This is a genomic window from Streptomyces galbus (assembly GCF_005280195.1).
GTDB lineage: Bacteria > Actinomycetota > Actinomycetes > Streptomycetales > Streptomycetaceae > Streptomyces > Streptomyces galbus.
Map to the genome: position 1 here is coordinate 184,507 of NZ_SZPR01000010.1, position 17,401 is coordinate 201,907.

At 74.7% G+C, this 17,401-nt stretch carries 17 protein-coding genes and 1 pseudogene; 3 read left to right on the plus strand and 15 right to left on the minus strand.

Annotated features, from left to right (window positions below; translation table 11 throughout):
• Positions 1–39: 39 nt before the first annotated feature.
• The 12 genes from E4U92_RS37150 to E4U92_RS09215 form a co-directional block, all read right to left on the minus strand.
• The gene (locus E4U92_RS37150) at positions 40–1,413 is read right to left on the minus strand and encodes a glycosyltransferase family 87 protein (protein ID WP_137299800.1); all 1,374 of its coding nucleotides are present in this window, start codon (positions 1,411–1,413) and stop codon (positions 40–42) included.
• Positions 1,410–2,804: a polyprenol phosphomannose-dependent alpha 1,6 mannosyltransferase MptB gene (gene mptB / locus E4U92_RS09165; protein ID WP_137300135.1), complete on the minus strand. Its 1,395-nt coding sequence runs from the start codon at positions 2,802–2,804 to the stop codon at positions 1,410–1,412. Before mptB ends, E4U92_RS37150 begins: the two co-directional genes overlap by 4 nt.
• A gap of 111 nt (positions 2,805–2,915) precedes the next feature.
• Positions 2,916–3,854, minus strand: a complete 939-nt coding sequence (locus E4U92_RS09170; protein ID WP_168725074.1) for a glutaminase — start codon at positions 3,852–3,854, stop codon at positions 2,916–2,918.
• A 48-nt stretch (positions 3,855–3,902) separates the two neighbouring features.
• Entirely contained in the window at positions 3,903–5,381 is a 1,479-nt protein-coding gene (aspA, locus tag E4U92_RS09175) for an aspartate ammonia-lyase (protein WP_229862429.1), read from the minus strand.
• Between the two features lie 62 nt (positions 5,382–5,443).
• On the minus strand, positions 5,444–6,490 hold the full coding sequence (locus tag E4U92_RS09180) for an asparaginase (RefSeq protein ID WP_137299802.1): 1,047 nt from the start codon (positions 6,488–6,490) through the stop codon (positions 5,444–5,446).
• A gap of 136 nt (positions 6,491–6,626) precedes the next feature.
• Positions 6,627–7,358, minus strand: a complete 732-nt coding sequence (locus tag E4U92_RS09185; RefSeq protein WP_137299803.1) for a FadR/GntR family transcriptional regulator — start codon at positions 7,356–7,358, stop codon at positions 6,627–6,629.
• A gap of 128 nt (positions 7,359–7,486) precedes the next feature.
• Positions 7,487–8,323, minus strand: coding sequence for an undecaprenyl-diphosphate phosphatase (locus tag E4U92_RS09190; protein WP_137299804.1), 837 nt, complete (start codon positions 8,321–8,323; stop codon positions 7,487–7,489).
• Positions 8,324–8,400: 77 nt separating this feature from the next.
• Positions 8,401–8,757, minus strand: a complete 357-nt coding sequence (crcB, locus tag E4U92_RS09195) for a fluoride efflux transporter CrcB (protein WP_137299805.1) — start codon at positions 8,755–8,757, stop codon at positions 8,401–8,403.
• Positions 8,754–9,176 (minus strand): DUF190 domain-containing protein, encoded by a 423-nt coding sequence (locus E4U92_RS09200; RefSeq protein WP_137299806.1) that lies wholly within the window; start codon positions 9,174–9,176, stop codon positions 8,754–8,756. Before E4U92_RS09200 ends, crcB begins: the two co-directional genes overlap by 4 nt.
• The gene (locus tag E4U92_RS09205; RefSeq protein WP_137299807.1) at positions 9,173–9,625 is read right to left on the minus strand and encodes a fluoride efflux transporter FluC; all 453 of its coding nucleotides are present in this window, start codon (positions 9,623–9,625) and stop codon (positions 9,173–9,175) included. Before E4U92_RS09205 ends, E4U92_RS09200 begins: the two co-directional genes overlap by 4 nt.
• Before the next feature lie 198 nt (positions 9,626–9,823).
• On the minus strand, positions 9,824–10,783 hold the full coding sequence (locus E4U92_RS09210) for an SMP-30/gluconolactonase/LRE family protein (protein ID WP_137299808.1): 960 nt from the start codon (positions 10,781–10,783) through the stop codon (positions 9,824–9,826).
• A 63-nt stretch (positions 10,784–10,846) separates the two neighbouring features.
• Positions 10,847–11,134, minus strand: a complete 288-nt coding sequence (locus tag E4U92_RS09215) for an ArsR family transcriptional regulator (protein WP_137299809.1) — start codon at positions 11,132–11,134, stop codon at positions 10,847–10,849.
• 241 nt (positions 11,135–11,375) lie between these two features.
• Between E4U92_RS09215 and E4U92_RS09220 the strand changes: the two are divergent.
• The 3 genes and pseudogenes from E4U92_RS09220 to E4U92_RS09230 all read left to right on the plus strand — a co-directional run.
• Positions 11,376–11,552 (plus strand): annotated as a pseudogene (locus E4U92_RS09220) (substrate-binding domain-containing protein); the annotation flags it as partial.
• A gap of 147 nt (positions 11,553–11,699) precedes the next feature.
• Entirely contained in the window at positions 11,700–12,053 is a 354-nt protein-coding gene (locus E4U92_RS09225; protein ID WP_137299810.1) for a VOC family protein, read from the plus strand.
• An 87-nt stretch (positions 12,054–12,140) separates the two neighbouring features.
• A complete protein-coding gene (locus E4U92_RS09230; RefSeq protein ID WP_137299811.1) occupies positions 12,141–12,545 on the plus strand; it encodes a MarR family winged helix-turn-helix transcriptional regulator in 405 nt (134 codons plus the stop codon).
• Positions 12,546–12,565: 20 nt separating this feature from the next.
• Here E4U92_RS09230 and E4U92_RS09235 read toward each other — a convergent pair whose 3' ends face one another.
• The 3 genes from E4U92_RS09235 to E4U92_RS09245 form a co-directional block, all read right to left on the minus strand.
• Positions 12,566–12,958: an SseB family protein gene (locus tag E4U92_RS09235; protein ID WP_137299812.1), complete on the minus strand. Its 393-nt coding sequence runs from the start codon at positions 12,956–12,958 to the stop codon at positions 12,566–12,568.
• 173 nt (positions 12,959–13,131) lie between these two features.
• Positions 13,132–15,180, minus strand: a complete 2,049-nt coding sequence (locus E4U92_RS09240) for an RICIN domain-containing protein (protein WP_137299813.1) — start codon at positions 15,178–15,180, stop codon at positions 13,132–13,134.
• A 119-nt stretch (positions 15,181–15,299) separates the two neighbouring features.
• Positions 15,300–17,342, minus strand: coding sequence for a beta-galactosidase (locus E4U92_RS09245; RefSeq protein WP_137299814.1), 2,043 nt, complete (start codon positions 17,340–17,342; stop codon positions 15,300–15,302).
• Between the last annotated feature and the right edge of the window lie 59 nt (positions 17,343–17,401).

A 17,401-nucleotide genomic window follows, 5' to 3' on the forward strand; every position in this document is an offset into this window, starting at 1 on the left:
GACGGTGATGAACCCCCGGTCGGGCGGCGGCCTCGCGGTCTACGAGGAGGCGCGGGCGCTGCTGGACTGGGGGTTCGCCGCCGCCGGGCGCGTCGATCCGGTGGGGTCGCTGGACGCCTCCCGCCCCGCCCCGCCCAGACCGGGGCCCGGGCCCGCCGCGGTGCCGGCGACCCCGGTCGTCGCCCCCGCCGCGGCGGAGGAGGACGGCCGTCCGGGGTGGCCGGACGCGGTGGCCGTCGTGGGGGCCGCCTGTCTGGGGGCCGCCGCCGTCGCGCTGGGGCTGCGGTGGCGGCTGCGCCGCTCCGCCGGCACCTGATCGACCGGCAGGAGGAGCAGCAGTCCGAGGGTGATCCAGGTGTAGGTGTTGGCGCCGATAAAGCCGTCGACGCCGGAGGCGTCCTCGCCCCACAGCCACACCACGCTGGTGCACATCACGGCGTACAGGGCGCCCGCCACGCGCGGGTGCCCGGCGCGGAGCAGGACGGCGAAGGACGGCAGCAGCCACACCAGGTGGTGCACCCAGGTGACGGGGCTGACCAGACAGGCCGCCAGGCCGGTCAGCGCGAACGCCGCCGGCCAGTCGCCCGCGGCCGCCGCCCGGCGCGAGCGGCGGGCCCACACGACCAGCACGGCCAGCGCGCACACCACCCACACGGTGTGGCCCGCCACGCCGAGACGGGCCAGGACGCCCTGGAGCGACTGGTTGGAGACGTAGTCCGGGCGCCCCACCCGGCCGGTGTCCCACAGCGCCTCGGTCCAGTAGGAGCGCGAGGCGGCCGGGGCGAGCAGCGCGGCGGACGCGGTGGCCGCGGCGGCGACCGCGGTGGCCAGGGCGGCCGCGCGCGGGCGGCGGGCGAGGAGCAGCAGCCCGATGAACAGGGCCGGGGTCAGCTTGACCGCCGCGGCGAGGCCGATGCCGACGCCCGCCCACCGGGTGCGGCCGGTCGTCAGCAGCCAGGCGTCGGTCAGCACCAGGGCCAGCAGCAGGACGTTCACCTGCCCGAAGCTCACGGTGTCGCGCAACGGCTCGTACAGGGCGAGGGCGCAGGCGGCCAGGGCGGCCCCGTACCAGCCGTGCCGACGCCAGGACGGCCCGGCCAGCACCCGCAGCACCCACACGAGGGCCGCCGCGTCGAGCAGCAGGCACAGGACGACGGCGGCCCCCAGGCCGAGCAGGGCCATGGGCAGCATGACGAGCGCCGCGAACGGCGGATAGGTGAAGCCGTACGGGGTGCCCGGGACCCGGTAGTCGTAGAGGCGGCCGCCGTGGACCCAGGCGTCGACGGCGCCGTCGTAGACGCGCAGGTCGAACCAGTCGCGCAGCAGCGGCACGGTCGCCGTGAAGGCGGTGACGGCGGCGGCGAGGACGGCGACCAGCACGAGCCGGCCGCGCACGGTGCGGGGCGCTCTCATGCCGGCCGCGCCGCCACCGCGGGCCCCGCGGCCGGCCGGGCCTGCCACAGCACCACCACGGCGAGCGCCCCGCCCGAGACGGCCAGGACCAGTTGGTCGGCGCCGGCCGGACCGCCGTCGGGCAGCACGGCCAGGGCCAGGACGCCGGCCACGGCCGCCGTGCGGTGGCGGACGGAGGTGCTGGGCGCGGCGGCGGCGACGAGGAACAGCCCCCACAGGGCGTACCAGGGGCGGATCGCCGGGCCGAACGCGGCGACCGCGGCCAGGCTCAGGCCGAGCGCGTACACCGGGCGCGGACGCAGCCGCCACCAGATGACGGCCAGCAGACCGGCGGTGACGACGAGGCCGAGGGCGTGCCAGGCGGGCACGGCCAGCGGGGCGAGGTCGCTGCCGAGGTGTTCCAGCAGGGCCCGGGTGGCGCGACCGAGGAGGCCGGTGAGGGCCCAGTTCTGCGCGGACACGGGGGTGCCGAGCGCGCCGATCCAGCCGTAGCCCGTGCCCGCGACCGCCGTCGCCGCGACCGTGGTGGCGGCGGCCGCCCCGACGGTCGTCAGCACGGCCGGGACCGGACGGTGGCCGGTCCGCAGCTGCACGACGAGGACCGCGGCGAGACCGAGGACCGCGGGCGCCTTGACCAGGGCGGCGAGCGTGACGAGGACGGTGCCGAGGGCCGGGCGGCGGCCGAGCGCGGCCACCAGGCCGACGCCGAGCAGGCCCAGCATCAGGGCGTCGTTGTGGGCGCCTGCCACCAGGTGCAGCAGGACCAGGGGGTTCAGGACGCCCAGCCACAGCGCGGCGGACGGGTCCGCGCCGCACTGCCGCGCCAGGCGGGGCAGCGCCGCGGCCATCAGGGCCACCCCGAGCAGGGCGACGAGGCGCATGCCGAGCAGTCCGGCGGGGAGCTCGCCCCCGGTGAGGCCCGACAGGGCGGCCGCGAGCGCGAGGAACACCGGGCCGTAGGGGGCGCCGGTGTGCTGCCACAGCGGGGCGACCTCGTCCGCGAGGGGCCCGCCGAGCCGGGCGGGACCGTGGGCGTACACGTCCAGGTGGGCGTCGACCATGGCGCCCTGCGCCAGGTAGCTGTAGACGTCGCGGCTGAACAGCGGCGGCGCGAGGAGAAGCGGCGCCGCCCAGACCGCGAGGACCAGCGTCAGCGCCCGGGGGGACGGCCGGTCGGCACCGCCCACCAGACGGCCGAGCAGCGCCCAGGCCGCGGTCAGCAGGACCAGGCCGCAGTAGACGCCGACCAGGCCGAGGGCGGCCCGGGGCGAGGAGGGGGCCAGGAGCTCGCGGGCGGGCAGGGCACCGGCCGTCTCGCCGCCCAGTGCGAGACACGCGGTGCCGCCCAGGCCGAGGACCTGGCAGCGGCGGAGAGCGACGGGACGCATCATGGCCGGCACGCGGCCAGTGTGACGAGGGCGGGTGGCCGGAGAGCGACGTCTCCCCAGCGGTCCGACGGCCGGTGCGTGACCGCGGCGTGCCCGCCCGGCGGGCCGGGCGGCTCAGAACACGCTCAGGCCGGTGAGCGTGGTGAAGCGGTCCAGGGCCGCGACGCCGGCGACCGAGTTGCCGCGCTCGTCCAGGCCCGGGCTCCACACGCACAGGGTGCAGCGGCCGGGTACGACGGCGATGACGCCGCCGCCGACGCCGCTCTTGCCGGGCAGCCCGACGCGGTAGGCGAAGTCGCCGGCCGCGTCGTAGGTACCGCAGGTCAGCATGATCGCGTTGACCTGCTTGGCCTGGCTGCGGCTCAGGAGCCGGGAGCCGTCGGAGCGGATGCCGTGCCGGGCCAGGAACGTGGTCGCCAGCGCGAGGTCGGCGCAGGAGGCCGCGACGGAGCACTGGCGGAAGTACTGGTCGAGCAGCACCGGCACGGGGGTGGTGATGTTGCCGTAGGAGGCCATGAAATGGGCGAGGGCGGCGTTGCGGGCGCCGTGCGCCGACTCGGAGGCGGCCACCTCCTGGTCGAAGCCGAGCGCGGGGTTGCCGCTCTCGGAGCGCAGGAACGCCAGCAGTTCGCCGGCCGCGTCGCCGGTACGGCTGTGCAGGCGGTCGGTGACGACCAGGGCGCCCGCGTTGATGAACGGGTTGCGCGGGATGCCGTTCTCGTACTCCAGCTGCACCAGAGAGTTGAACGGGTTGCCGGAGGGCTCGCGGCCCACGTGCTCCCACAGGGAGTCGCCCTCGCGGGCCAGGTCCAGGGCCAGCGTGAAGACCTTGGTGATGGACTGCGCCGAGAACGGCTGCCGCCAGTCGCCCACGCCGTACACCGTGCCGTCGAGTTCCGCGACGGCCATGCCGAAGCGGCGCGGGTCGCAGGCGGCGAGCGCCGGGATGTAGTCGGCGGGGCGGCCGCGGCCGGGGGTGCGCTCGATCTCCTCGGCGATGCGCTCCAGGACCGGCTGGAAGGCGAGGGACGACGTCGTGGTCATGATCGCCATTGTGCCTCCGGGCCGGTCCCGGCGCGCGGGTGCGGCGGGGGCGACGGGTCAGCGGCGGCCGGTGGCGGGGGCGCCGCCGGGAGCGGACGAGGCGCTGCCCGGGAAGGGTGAGCCGGTACCGGGGAGCGGTGAGCCGGTGCCCGCCAGCACCTCGGGGCGCAGCAGGTCCGCCAGCCGGTCGGCGGGCAGCAGGCCCTTCTCCAGGACGAGTTCGGCGACCCCGCGGCCGGTGGCGAGGGCCTCCTTGGCGATCTCGGTGGCCGCCTCGTAGCCGATGTGCGGGTTGAGGGCGGTGACCAGGCCTATGGAGTTCTCCACCGACGCCCGAAGTGCCCGGGTGTTGGCGGTGATGCCGGACACGCAGCGCTCGGCGAGCGTGAGGCAGGCGGCGCGCAGATGGGTGAGGGACTCCGACAGGGAGTGCAGGATGATCGGCTCGAAGGCGTTGAGCTGGAGCTGGCCCGCCTCCGCGGCCATCGTGATGGTGACGTCGTTGCCGATGACCTCGAAGGCGACCTGGTTGACGACCTCCGGGATCACCGGGTTGACCTTGCCCGGCATGATGGACGAACCGGCCTGCACCGGCGGCAGGTTGATCTCGCCCAGGCCGGCGCGCGGGCCGGAGGACAGCAGGCGCAGGTCGTTGCAGCTCTTGGACAGCTTGACCGCGATCCGCTTGAGCACGCCGGACATCTGCACGAACGCGCCGCAGTCCTGGGTGGCTTCGACGAGGTTGGCCGCGGTGACCAGGGGCAGCCCGGTGATCGCGGCGAGGTGGCGGCGGGCCGCCTCGGCGTAACCGGCGGGGGCGTTGAGGCCGGTGCCGATGGCGGTGGCGCCGAGGTTGATCTCGTGGATCAGCTCGACGGCCTCGGCGAGCCGCAGCCGGTCCTCGTCCAGCATGACGGCGTACGCGGAGAACTCCTGGCCGAGCGTCATGGGCACCGCGTCCTGGAGCTGCGTGCGGCCCATCTTGAGCACGTCGCGGAACTCGACGGCCTTGCGGGCGAAGGCGTCCTGCAGCACGGCCATCGCCTTGAGCAGCCCGCGCACCGCGAACACCGTCGCGACCTTGACGGCCGTGGGGTACACGTCGTTGGTGGACTGGCCGAGGTTGACGTCCTCGTTGGGGTGCAGGTGGCGGTACTCGCCCTTGCGGTGGCCCAGCAGCTCCAGCGCCCGGTTGGCGACGACCTCGTTGGCGTTCATGTTGGTGGAGGTGCCGGCGCCGCCCTGGACGACGTCCACGACGAACTGGTCGTGCAGCTTGCCCGCCCGGATCTCCCGGCACGCCTCGACGATGGCCGCGGCCTTGCGCGGCTCCAGCAGCCCGAGTTCCTCGTTGGCGAGCGCCGCGGCCTCCTTCACGGCGGCGAGGGCGTCGATCAGGTGCGGGTACGCGGAGATCGGGGTGCCGGTGATGGGGAAGTTCTCGGTGGCGCGCAGGGTGTGGACACCCCAGTACGCCTCGGCGGGGACGTCACGGTGGCCCAGCAGGTCGTGTTCGCTGCGGGTGAGCGCGCTCATGGGGGAACGGTCCTCTTTCTGAGGTGCGGAGGGGCCGGGCGGCCCGACAGGAGGGTGGGGCGCTACGCGCGGGCGGCGGCCGGGGCGGGGCCGTCTGCGACAGGGGCGGGGCCGTCGGGGTCGAGGGCGGCCACCGGCCGTACGGAGCCCACCGGCCGGCCGCCGCCGAGCAGCGGCATCCCGGCGAAGGCGGTGAGCAGGGCCGGGTCGACGCCGGCGCGGGCCAGGGCGGCGGCGGCCACCGGGACGCGGGCCCGGTCCGCCCCGTCGGAGATCTTCACGGCGACGGCCCGTCCGTCGGGCAGCGCGGCCACCTCGACGCCCTCGAAGCCGTCCTTGGCGAGCAGTCCGGGCACGGCCCGCATCAGCGCGGCGACGTCGCGCCCGGCGCCGGAGGCCATCTCGGCGTGCTCGCGCACGGCGTCGGCGACGCGGGCCTCGGGGGTGCCGGGGGCGCCGGTGGTGATGCGGGCGGCGGCCCGGGCCAGGCCGTGCAGGGACACGGCGAACAGGGGCGCGCCGCAGCCGTCGACGCTCACCCGGGCGATCCGCTGGCCGGTGAGGTCCTCGACGATCTCGGCGATCGCCTGCTGCAGCGGGTGGCCGGGGTCGAGGTAGCCCTCCAGCGGCCAGCCGTTCAGCGCGCAGGTGTACAGCATGGCGGCGTGCTTGCCGGAGCAGTTCTGCGCGAGGCGGGAGGGCGGCCGGCCCTCGCGCAGCCAGGTGTCGCGGACGCCCTGGCCGTACGGCAGGTCGGGCACGTTGCGCAGGTGGTCCTCGGTGAGTCCGGCCAGGGCGAGGATGCGGCGGGCGCCGGCGAGGTGGCGTTCCTCGCCGGAGTGGCTGGCGGCGGCGAGCGAGAGCAGCTCGCCCTCCAGGGGCAGCCCGGCCCGCACCATGGCGACGGCCTGGACGGGCTTGAGGGCGGACCGCGGGTAGAAGGCGGCCTCGATGTCGCCGAGCTGGAGGGCGACCCGGCCGTCGGCGTCGAGGACGACGACGGAACCGTGGTGGAGGCCCTCGGTCACCCCGCCGCGGACGAGCCGGGCGACGGGCACGTGCAGGGGTTCGCGGATGACGGGGGCGTCGGCGAGGGAGCTGGTGTACATCACTGCCTGGATCACTGGTGGGCGGACGGAAGGGGGCGCGGCGCGGGGGTGGCGCGCCGGCCCGGGCGGGCAGGTGCCGTGGACGGCATCGGCGTGGGGGCGCCGGGGGCGGGTCTCGTCCCGGGGTGTCGCTCGCTCACGTCGTGGGACCGCCGTCCGGGGCGGGGGTCGCGCGCGGGGAGCGCACGATGTCGGTGAGGGTCGTCTCGACCCGGTCGAGGTGGTGGCTCATCGCCTGGACGGCGTCGTGCTCGGAGCCGTCGACCAGGGCCTCCACGATGGCCCGGTGCTCCCGGTTGGACTGCTCGCGCCGGCCGCCCAGCTCGTTGAGGAAGGCCGACTGGCGCGCCAGGGCGTCGCGGATCTCCTCGATGACGCGGCGGAAGACCGGGTTCTGGGCGGCCTCGGCGACGGCGAGGTGGAAGAGGGTGTCCATCGCGACCCACGCGGTGGTGTCGGTCTCGCGCTCCATGCGGTCCAGGAGGTGGGCCAGGTGGTCCAGGTTCTCCGGGGTGCGGCGCAGGGCGGCGTACCCGGCGACCGGGATCTCCACGTGGCGGCGCACCTCCAGCAGGTCGCTGGCGGCGTAGTCGCCGAAGGTGGGGTCCTCGACGGCCTGGGCGACCACGAAGGTGCCCTTGCCGGTCCGGGAGACGGTCAGACCCATGGTCTGCAGGGCGCGCAGGGCCTCGCGCAGCACGGGCCGCGACACCTCGAGGGTGCGGCACAGCTCGGCCTCGGAGGGGAGCTTGTCCCCCACGGCGTACTGGCCGCGCTCGATGGCACCGCGCAGGTGGGTGAGGACGGCTTCCATGGCGCTGACGCGCCGCGGCCCGGACCCACCTGTCTGGCTGTCTGACAGGTTCACGGGAGAGATGGTCCGTGGCGGCGGCCGGTGCTGTCAAGCGGCGGGACGACAGCGCGGCACGGGACGCGTGAGGGGCGTGCCACCGGCAAGGCGGTGGCACGCCCCTGGGAGACGAGGGACCGGGCGGGTCAGCCGTCGAGGACGCCCGCGCCCAGCAGACCGAAGAGCAGGGCGCCGACCACCAGGCGGTAGATCACGAAGGCGTTGAAGGAGTGCTTGGCGACGAACTTCAGCAGCCAGGCGATGGACGCGTAGGCGACCACGAAGGAGACGACCGTGCCGACGGCCAGCGGGGCCGCGCCCACGCCCGTGCCGAGGGCGTCCTTCAGCTCGTACAGGCCGGCCCCGGTCAGGGCGGGGATGCCGAGGAAGAACGACAGCCGGGTGGCGGCCACCCGGTCCAGGTCGAGGACGAGCGCGGTGGACATGGTGGCGCCGGAGCGGGAGAAGCCCGGGAAGAGCAGCGCGAGGATCTGGGAGCTGCCGACCAGCATCGCGTCCTTGAACGAGGTGTCGTCCTCACCGCGCTTGTGGCGGCCCATCTGGTCGGCGGCCCACATCACGCCGGACCCCACGATCAGCGAGCCCGCCACCACCCACAGCGAGGCGAGCGGACCCTCGATGAGGGGCTTGGCGGCCAGGCCCACCACGACGATCGGGACGGTCGCGGCGATCACCCACCAGGCGAACTTGTAGTCGTGGTGGTAGCGCTCCTCCTTGTGCCTGAGGCCCCGGCCCCAGGCGGAGACGATCCGCACGATGTCCTTGAAGAAGTACACGAGCACGGCGGCGATCGCGCCGACCTGGATGACGGCCGAGAACCCGACGACGGCGTCGTCGTCGACCGGGATGCCCATCAGACCTTCGGTGATCTTCAGATGGCCGGTGGAGGAGACGGGGAGGAACTCGGTCACTCCCTCGACGGCTCCCAGGATGACGGCTTGGCCGACGGAGATGGCGCTCATGGGGTCCAGTTCTGCGGGTCGACGACAGTGCAGTAGACAGTCCTACCAGGCGCGGGTGCGTGCCGACGCCCCCGCGTTCAGGCCGCCTGTCCGAGCCAGACCCCCGCGAACGCCGCGCCGAGACCGACGGTCACGCTCGCCACGACGTTGACGGCGGCGGCCAGGCCCGCGCCGGTCTCGGCCAGCCGCAGGGTCTCGTAGGAGAACGTCGAGTACGTCGTCAGCGCCCCGCACAGCCCGGTGCCCAGGAACAGCCGCAGGTCGGGGCCCGGGGCGGCGCCGGTCAGCACGCCCAGCACCAGGCAGCCGACGGCGTTGACCACGAAGGTGCCCCAGGGGAAGACCGAGTCGTGGCGGGACTGCACCGCGCGGTCGGTGAGATAGCGCAGCGGGGCGCCGATCATGCCCCCGGCGACGACCACCAGCCAGTTCACAACGAGTTCTTACCCTTCGTGTCCGTTCCGTCCGCTTCGTCACCGCGGTGGCCGGCGGCGGGAGTGGCACGCCCGGGTGCCCGGCGGGAGGTGCGGTGCAGGACGACCTCGCACTCCTCGACGGTCACCAGACCGTCCGTGAGCAGTTCGTCGAGCTGGGGCAGGAAGGCGCGGACGCGCTCCTCGGTGTCGACGACGACCACCGCGACCGGCAGGTCCTCGGCGAGCGACAGCAGCCGCGAGGTGTGGATCCGCGAAGAGGCGCCGAAGCCCTCGATGCCCCGGAAGACGCTCGCCCCGGCGAGCCCCGCCGCGTGGGCGCGGTGCACGACCTCCGCGTACAGGGGCCGGCGGTGCACGGTGTCGTTCTCCCCGACGAGGACCGTCAGCCGCAGGGCCCGGCCGGTGAGTGCGCTCATCGTGGCCTCCGGAGCAGGACGCGGCGGGTCGCCGTGGCCGCGAGCCACACCGCCGTGAGCGCCGCGAGCGGGGTCGCGGCGAGGTAGGCCAGGGCGGTGCGCGGGTGACCCGTGTCGAACAGCCGCTGGAGGTCGACGGCGTACGTCGAGAAGGTGGTGAACCCGCCGAGCACCCCCGTGCCGAAGAACGGGCGCACCAGGCGGTGGGCGGTCAGCACCTCGGTGATCAGCACCAGGAACACCCCGATGACGGCGCAGCCGACGACGTTCACCCAGAAGGTGGTCCAGGGGAATCCGCCCTGCGCCGTGGGCCACCCCTGGGCGGCGGCATGACGGGCGAGCGCGCCGAGGCCTCCCCCGACGGCCACCACACCGACCACGGGGAGCTGCCCCCTGCCGGGGCGCCGGGGCACGGCGGTACGCACACCCTCGGCTTCCTGCGCTGTCATGCGGTACGTCTCCTGCCCGGCCGGTTCCGCCCACCTGACGGAGGTGATCGCGGCCGGGCACCAGCCTAGGCCGTGTCCGCAAAGTCCCGCCTGCCCCCCGACGCCCGGCACGCCGAGAGCACGCACCGGACGCCGCAGGGCCCGCCCTCCGGGCGGACGACGCGACTTTGCGGACACGACCTAAGGCCTGGCCGCCGGTCAGGGGGTGGGCGGCAGCTCGCAGACCGCGACGCCGGGTTCCGTGAGGCTGCCGAGGACCAGGTGGCCGGCGGCCTCGCAGACGCTGGTGACCATGCGGTAGCCGGAGCGGCGGCGGCGCAGGTGGCGGACGGTCCGGCCCTCGTCGTCGACCGCGAGGACGGCGACCGTGCCGGAGGGGCGGTAGGGGGCGCGCAGGGCGGCGGCGGCGGCGCGGCGCCGGGCCGAGGGGCCCGCGCGGTGCAGCAGGTCCAGCGGCGGCACCCGGGGACCGGCCAGCGCCACCCAGACGGGGCCACCGGAGGCGCGCCACAGGTTGTCGGGGTAGCCGGGGAGGTCCTCGACCAGGGGTTCGGCACGCCCGGCCCCGGGTCCGGTGAGACGGAAGCGGGTCAGGCGGCGGGCGCCGGTCTCGGCGACGACCAGGGCGCGGCCGTCGCCGCTGACCGCGAGCCCGTTGGCGAACTGCAGCCCGTCCAGGGCGACTTCCGGCTCCTTGTCGTCGGGGCCGAGGCGCAGCAGGCGCCCGGTGCCGGTGTGCTCGACGAGGTCGCCGATCCAGTCCCGCAGGGGGTGCGCGCGGCTGGAGACGGTGACGTACACGGTGCCGTCGGGCAGGGCGACGGCGTTGCTGCAGAACCGCAGCGGCTCCCCCGCCGCCTCCTCGGCGAGCACCCGGGTCCGGCCCGTACGCGGGTCCAGGCGCAGCAGGGCGCCGTAGGAGTCGCACACCAGCAGGTCGCCGTCGGGCAGGAGTTCCAGGCCCAGGGGGCGGCCGCCCGTCTGCCCGACGCGCACCACCCGGGCCGTGGCCGGGTCGTCCAGGCCGTCGATCCGCAGGACGCGTCCGTCCGCCACGCCGGTGAACACCCGCCCCTCGGGGTCGGCGACGACGTCCTCGGGGCCGGTGCCGCCGAGGGCCACGTAGCGGAGCGGGACGAGGGGCGTGGGACGGTCCATGGGTGTCGGGCCTTCCTGTCGGGGGTGGTCGTCGTCGCGGACGGGGTGTTTTCCGCCCGGGCCCTACCAGCCCTTCTCGAACATGCGGGCCACCTCGGCGATGCGGACCTCGTCGCGCCGGTAGTGGGTGCGGCAGCGGATGCGCTTGGTGCGCAGCAGGCCGAGGGCCGCGAGGAGGGAGAGGTGGGCGTCGGCGACCGCGCGGTCCACGCCCAGCCGGGCGGCGACGGCGGCCGCGGTGACCCCGTCCGCCGCGGGGTCGGCGTGCCGCCGCGGCGGGAAGTGCCGGGCCGGGTCCTTCAGCAACTCCAGGATGAGCAGGCGTCGTCGCCCGACGGGAGTGCTCAGCATCGTGGTCCCTCCGTCCCGTACGACGGGTCGCTGCTGCCGCGTCGCTCCCACTCTGGCGCAGCGGACGCCACGGTGTCCGGTACTCGCACCGCCTTGGCCGGGACAGGACGGGCGGGGCGGGACGGCGAGGGGCGGCGGAGACACCCGGGGCCCGGCCGCCGGTGCGGTCGGGCCCCGGGTGCCGGGCCGGCTGTGCGGCGCCGGCCGTGCGGCGCCGGTCGCGCCGTGCTGACGTGTCCGTGGCGGCTTCGACGACTCCACGGCGGCGACGGAGGCGACCCCCGCCCTGACGACGGTCCGCCAGCCCTACGACCGCATCAGCGCGGAGATGGTGCGGCTGCTGCTGGCGCAGATCGCGGGCGAGGAGCCGGCGGCGGTGATCCTGCCGACGGAGCTGGTCCTGCGCGACTCGACCTGAGCCGCGGCCGCCGGAGCCAAGGAGCCGGTGCCCATGCCCGTGCCGGGCGAGCGGTCAGGATCGGAGAAGCGGGCTCGGGGGTGCTCTGCCTAGCGTGGGGACCACCGGCCGCCGCGGCCGGTTCCCGCAGGGACGAAGGAGCAGGCGATGACCACCACCGGCGTTCAGACGATCATCTACCCCGTCAAGGACCGCGACCGCGCCCGGGAGCTGTTCCGCGCGCTGCTCGGTGTCGAGCCGTACGCGGACGAGCCGTACTACGTCGGTTTCAAGGCTGCCGGGCAGGACGTGGGCCTCGACCCCAACGGGCACGCCAAGGGCATGACGGGGCCGGTCCCCTACTGGCACGTCACCGACCTCAGGGACCGGCTGGCGGCGCTGCTGGAGGGCGGCGCGGAGCTGCTGCAGGACGCCCAGGACGTGGGCAACGGCCGGCTGATCGCGTCGGTGAAGGACACCGACGGCAACCTGGTCGGGCTGCTCCAGGACCCGGTCGCCTGAGCCGGGCGGAACCGGTCCCTCAGTTCTCTTGCACCCGCACTAGTTGCACACTCAACAAGTGTGGGGAACGGTGTTACCGTCGGGTGTATGGGAGCAACGACGGCCGGGGCGGGCCTCGAGGATCAGTGGCGGGACATCCTGTCGGTGCACGCGCGCACCATGTGCGAGATCGACCGTGTGCTGCACCCGCACGGCCTCGGGGCGAGCGACTTCGAGGTGCTCGACATCCTCGCCTCCGAGACGCCCCGCGAGGGCGACCAGTGCCGGGTGCAGAACCTGGTCGGGCGGGTGCACCTCAGCCAGAGCGCGCTGTCGCGGCTGATCGGCCGCCTGGAGAAGGAGGGCCTGGTGCAGCGCTCGGTGTGCGCGGAGGACCGGCGCGGGGTGTGGGTCGCCCTCACCCGCAGGGGCCGCGAACTGCACGACGAGGTGCTGCCCCTGCAGCGCGGCGTCCTGGAGCGCACGCTGCGGGACCGGCCCCCGGCGCCCTGACCGGCCGGTCCTGGCGGAGGTCAGCGCACCAGGAGGGTCCGCACTCCCTCCGAGGTGAGGGTCAGCCCGTGGTCGCCGGCCGCGTCGATGGTGAGCGACAGCTCGCCCTCCGGCCACTGCTCGGCGAGGGCGCCCAGTGGGATCAGCCGGTAGCGGGAGACGTACGGCAGCAGCTCGGTCATCTCCCCCTCGGAGGTGAAGACCGGCACGACGGGCGCGCTGCCGGGCTGCTCCAGCACCGGCAGCGCGACCGCCGTCGGGTCCGAGGCGTCCTCGTCGGTGGTGTCGTCGGGCACCGGTACGAGCACCTCGCTGTGGGCGAGTGTGTCCAGTGCGGCGGGGTCCTCGGCGTCCCTGGCCAGCGCGTCCAGCGCCCGCCGGGCGGGGGAGAAGTTGTTGGCGGGTGTGTCCATGGCGGGTCTTCCCTGGTGGAGGCGGTCCGGCGGCCGGGTCCGGAACCAGGCCGTCCGGATGTCATCCGGCCTCGCGTACCCGGCACGGCACGGATCATTCCGCCGGACCGCCGCCGGTCCCCCGCTCGCTCACCCCGTACGGTCAGCGCCTGACGGGCCGGGTGCGGCAGGGGCTAGCTACCGGCGGCGGACGCGGTCACGTCCCTGATCGCCCAGCGCTGGTTGGCGCCGGAGTTGGGCGGCCAGGTGGTGACCGCCGCTCCCTCGCCGGTCGCTTGTCCCCCGACCTCCAGCAGCCGCCCGCTCGCGGCGTTGATCAGCGTCCAAGTGCCGTCGCCCGTGGTCGAGGCGATCCATTCGGCCGCCGCGTCGCGCCGGCCGGTGTCGGGTTCGGCGACCGGGACGTCGTCGCGGACCGCCAGGCGCTTGCCGTCCACGGCGCTGGTGAGGACGTACCGGGCCTCGCTGCCGCGGCCGGGGCCCACCCGGCTCAGCCGCCACTGCTGGGCCGTCGAGCCGCTGGGCGTGCCGATGACGAGGCCGGTGCCGTCGCCGGCCACGGTGACCGCCTTGCCGCTCTGCACGCCGGTGAGGGTGTAGGTGTGGCCGGTACGCAGCAGCGGGGCGTCCTGCGCGACGCCGGACACGCCCTTGACGACGAAGGAGGTCACGGACCGGGCGGGCACGGTGACCGTGGCCCGGCCGTCCTCGACCTTCACCGCGTCCCGCACGGCGAGCTTGCCGTCGGCGCTGGTGACGACGGGCGTCACGGTGGCACCCCGGCTGATGCTGCGGAACTTCGTCAGGTCGAGGGTGACGCTGCGCGGGCTCGTGGTGCTGTTGACGTGCACCAGGGAGGCGCCCTTGCCGTCCTTGGACACGGCGGCCGCGCTGGAGGTGTCGTCGACCTTGATCAGGCGGTCACCGGGCTTGATGAAGTGGGTGAAGTTGCGTGCCGTGTCGAACTTGGTGTTGGTGCGGACCGGGCAGGTGGCGAGGGTGTCCGCGGCGGTGCAGCTGAAGGGGACCTGGATCTCTCCCCAGTTGCCGCCCTTGGCGGACTCGCCGCCGGGCTTCATGTTGTCCTCGTCCTCGACCGGCTGCCAGAACACCCAGGCCCGCGGCTCCAGTTCGCGCAGGTCGTCGACGATGTGCTGGGCGAGTCCGAGGCCGGGGCGCATGTCCGTGAAGCTCTGTCCGTCGCCCCAGTCGCCCTCGACCTCGCTCATCCACAGCTTCTTGTCCGCGGCCTTGGCGAGGTCGCGGACGGTGGTGCGCTGTCCGGTGCCGTAGGTGTGGACGTTCATCTGGCCGACGAGGGCGCGGTCCTGGGCGGTGTAGGCGCTCCAGTTCTGCGCGAAGGTCGAGGGGTTGGTCTCGTCCATCGCCGAGATCTGCGCCTTGGTCTTCGCCGTGCGCAGGGCAGGTGCGAGTGCCTGGAGCACCTTGCGCTGCAGCGCGGGGCTCATGTGGGCGCCCTCCTGGCGGCCGCCGACCGGTTGGCCGTCGGTGCCCAGGCGGGTGCTCCAGTAGGGGGTGTTGGGCTCGTTGAAGGGGTCGACGGTCTTCACCTTGATGCCGTGCGCCTGCTCCAGCCGCCGGGTGGCGCCGGCCAGGTAGGCGGCGTAGTCGTCGACCGACTCGGCCTTGAGCTGGTCGGCGGTGGCGTCGAAGCCGCCGGAGACGTAGCCGGAGACCGTCATGAACCAGGGCGGGGAGTTGCTGAAGGTCTCCCAGTGGGTGATGTCGTTCTTGATGCGGTCGACCCACCAGCGCTGGGTGGCGTCGGCCTTCTCGTTCCAGTCGGCGGGGTCGTCGGCGCTCCACCAGTCGGTGTCCGTCCGGGTGGTGCCGTCGGGGGCCTTCCACCAGCCCTGGACGGCCCCGCCGGCCCGCAGGTAGTCCTCGACGTCGGGGGCGTTGCCGCCGCCGATGTTGTAGCGGGCGATGTTCAGGCCGAGGCCGTCGTCGTCGAAGAGGAGGGAGGCGAGCTTCTCCCGGATCCGGGGCGGGTAGCCGCCGGTGACGTCGGCGAACCAGGCCAGGCTGGTGCCCCAGCCCTCGAACGGCTGCTGCCGGTAGGAGGGGTCGAGCCGGACCGTGACGGAGGGGACGTCCGCGGCCCGGGCGGGACCCGGTGCGGAGACCAGGGCGGCCGCGGTGGCCAGGGCGGTGAGGCCGGCGGAGGTGAGCAGTCGTCTGCTGCGGGTGCTGCGTGCCATCGGTGTGCTCCCGACTGGAGGGTGGTCGCGCTGAGATGGGCCCTCCCGCCCGCGTCGGGGCAGGAGGGCGGCGCCCGTGAGGAGGCCGTGCGTCCCCACGGGCGAGCGGGCGGGGTGGGTCAGGCGAGCGGCTGGCGCAGTACGGCGACGGCCCGCGGGGCGAGCGTGAGGGTGCCGTCGGCGGCGAGGGTGCCGAGCAGGGCGTCACCGGTGAGGCCGGGCACGGTGACCGTGTCGTCGGTGCGGTTGACGAGGAAGCGGAAGCGGGCGTCGGGGCCGCGGCGCACGGTCGTCTCGACGAGTCCGCGGGCCTCGGCGGGCAGGTCGCTGCGCACGCCGGCCGGCTCCAGCAGGCGCGGCAGGAGCGAGGTGAGGCCCCGCGTCCCGAGCCGGGTGGAGACGTAGGTGGCCGAACCGCCGCCCGTCGGGCGGCGGGTGACGGCGGGGCGTCCCCGATACGTGCCGGAGCGGTAGTGGGCGAGGACCTCGGTGTCGGGGGCCGTGACGGTGATCCGGTCGGTCCACAGCGTGCCGGTCGCCGGCCCGTCCAGGGTGACCTCGTCCCCGGCGACGAGGGGTCCGAACTCCTCGATGCGGATGCCGAGCAGGTCGCGCAGGGCTCCCGGGTAGCCGCCGAGCCACACGTGGTCGTTCTCGTCGACGATGCCCGAGAAGTAGGTGGTGACGAGGTGGCCGCCCTGGTCGGTGTAGCGGGTGAGGGCCTCGGCGAGGTCGGCCGGGACCACGTGCAGCACCGGGGCGACCAGCACCTGGTGGCGGTTGAGGTCGCCGTGCCGGGTGACGAGGTCCGCGCGGACGCCGAGGGCGAGGAAGGCGGAGTACCAGTCGAGTGCCTCCTGCCGGTAGTCGAGCAGGGAGGTGGGGTGGGAGTCCTGCTCGCTCGCCCACCACGACTGCCAGTCGTAGAGGATGCCGACGGGAGCGGCCTCGCGTTCGCTGCCGGCGAGGGGCGCGAGCGCCTTCAGGGTGGCGCCGAGGTCGCGGACCGCGCGGAACAGGTCGCTGTCCTCACCGGCGTGCGGCACCATCGCGGAGTGGTACTTCTCCGCGCCGGCCGCGGACTGCCGCCACTGGAAGAAGCAGACCGCGTCGGCCCCGTGCGCGACGTGCAGCAGCGAGTCGCGGGCCAGGTCGCCGGGCCGCTTGGCCACGTTGACGGGCTGCCAGTTGACGGCGCTGGTGGAGTGCTCCATCAGGAACCAGGGCCGGCCGGCGCTGATGCCGCTGGTGAGGTTGGCGGAGAAGGACAGCTCGTCGCGGTCCTGGGGGCCCGGGCGGACGTAGTGGTCGTTGGAGACGAAGTCGATCTCCGCGGCCCAGTCCGGGTAGTCCATGCCCTTCGTGCCGCCCATCACCATGAAGTTGGTGGTGACGGGGACGTCGGGGGTGATCTCCCGCAGGATCTCCCGCTCGGCGCGCAGGTGGTCCTTCAGCGCGTCGGAGGAGAAGCGCTTGAAGTCCAGTTGCTGGGTGGGGTTGGGGTGCGAGGCGGCCAGCCGCGGCGGGAGGATCTGCTCCCACTCGGTGTAGCGCTGCGACCAGAACGCGGTGCCCCAGGCGTGGTTGAGCGCCTCCAGGGTGCCGTAGCGGGCGCGCAGCCAGTCGCGGAAGGCGCGGGCGGCGTCGTCGGAGTAGTCGTAGACGTTGTGGCAGCCCAGCTCGTTGTTGACGTGCCAGGCGACCAGCGCCGGGTGGCCCGCGTACCGGGCGGCCAGCTCCCGCACCAGGCGCAGTGCGTGGCGGCGGAAGACGGGCGAGGTGGGGCGCCAGTGCTGGCGGGCTCCCGGCCACAGGGTCTCGCCGGTGGACGTGACCGGGAGGATCTCGGGGTGGGCGGTGGTGAGCCAGGGCGGCGGGGAGGCGGTGGCCGTGGCCAGGTCGACCCCGACGCCGCCCTCGTGGAGGAGGTCCATGACCTCGTCGAGCCAGCCGAAGTCCCATGCATCCGGGGCGGGTTGGAGGCTGGCCCAGGAGAAGATGCCCACGGACACGACGTTGACGCCGGCCTCGCGCATCAGGCGTACGTCGTCCTGCCAGACGGAGCGGGGCCACTGCTCGGGGTTGTAGTCGGCGCCGTAGAGGAGGCGGGGGGTGCGGTCACCGTCCGTCCCGTGCATCCGGGACAGGAGGGTGGAGATCATGGTGGTCCTTCCGGGAGGGGGCCGCGGGCGGCCCGGAGCCGGGCACGCCGCGCGGCGGT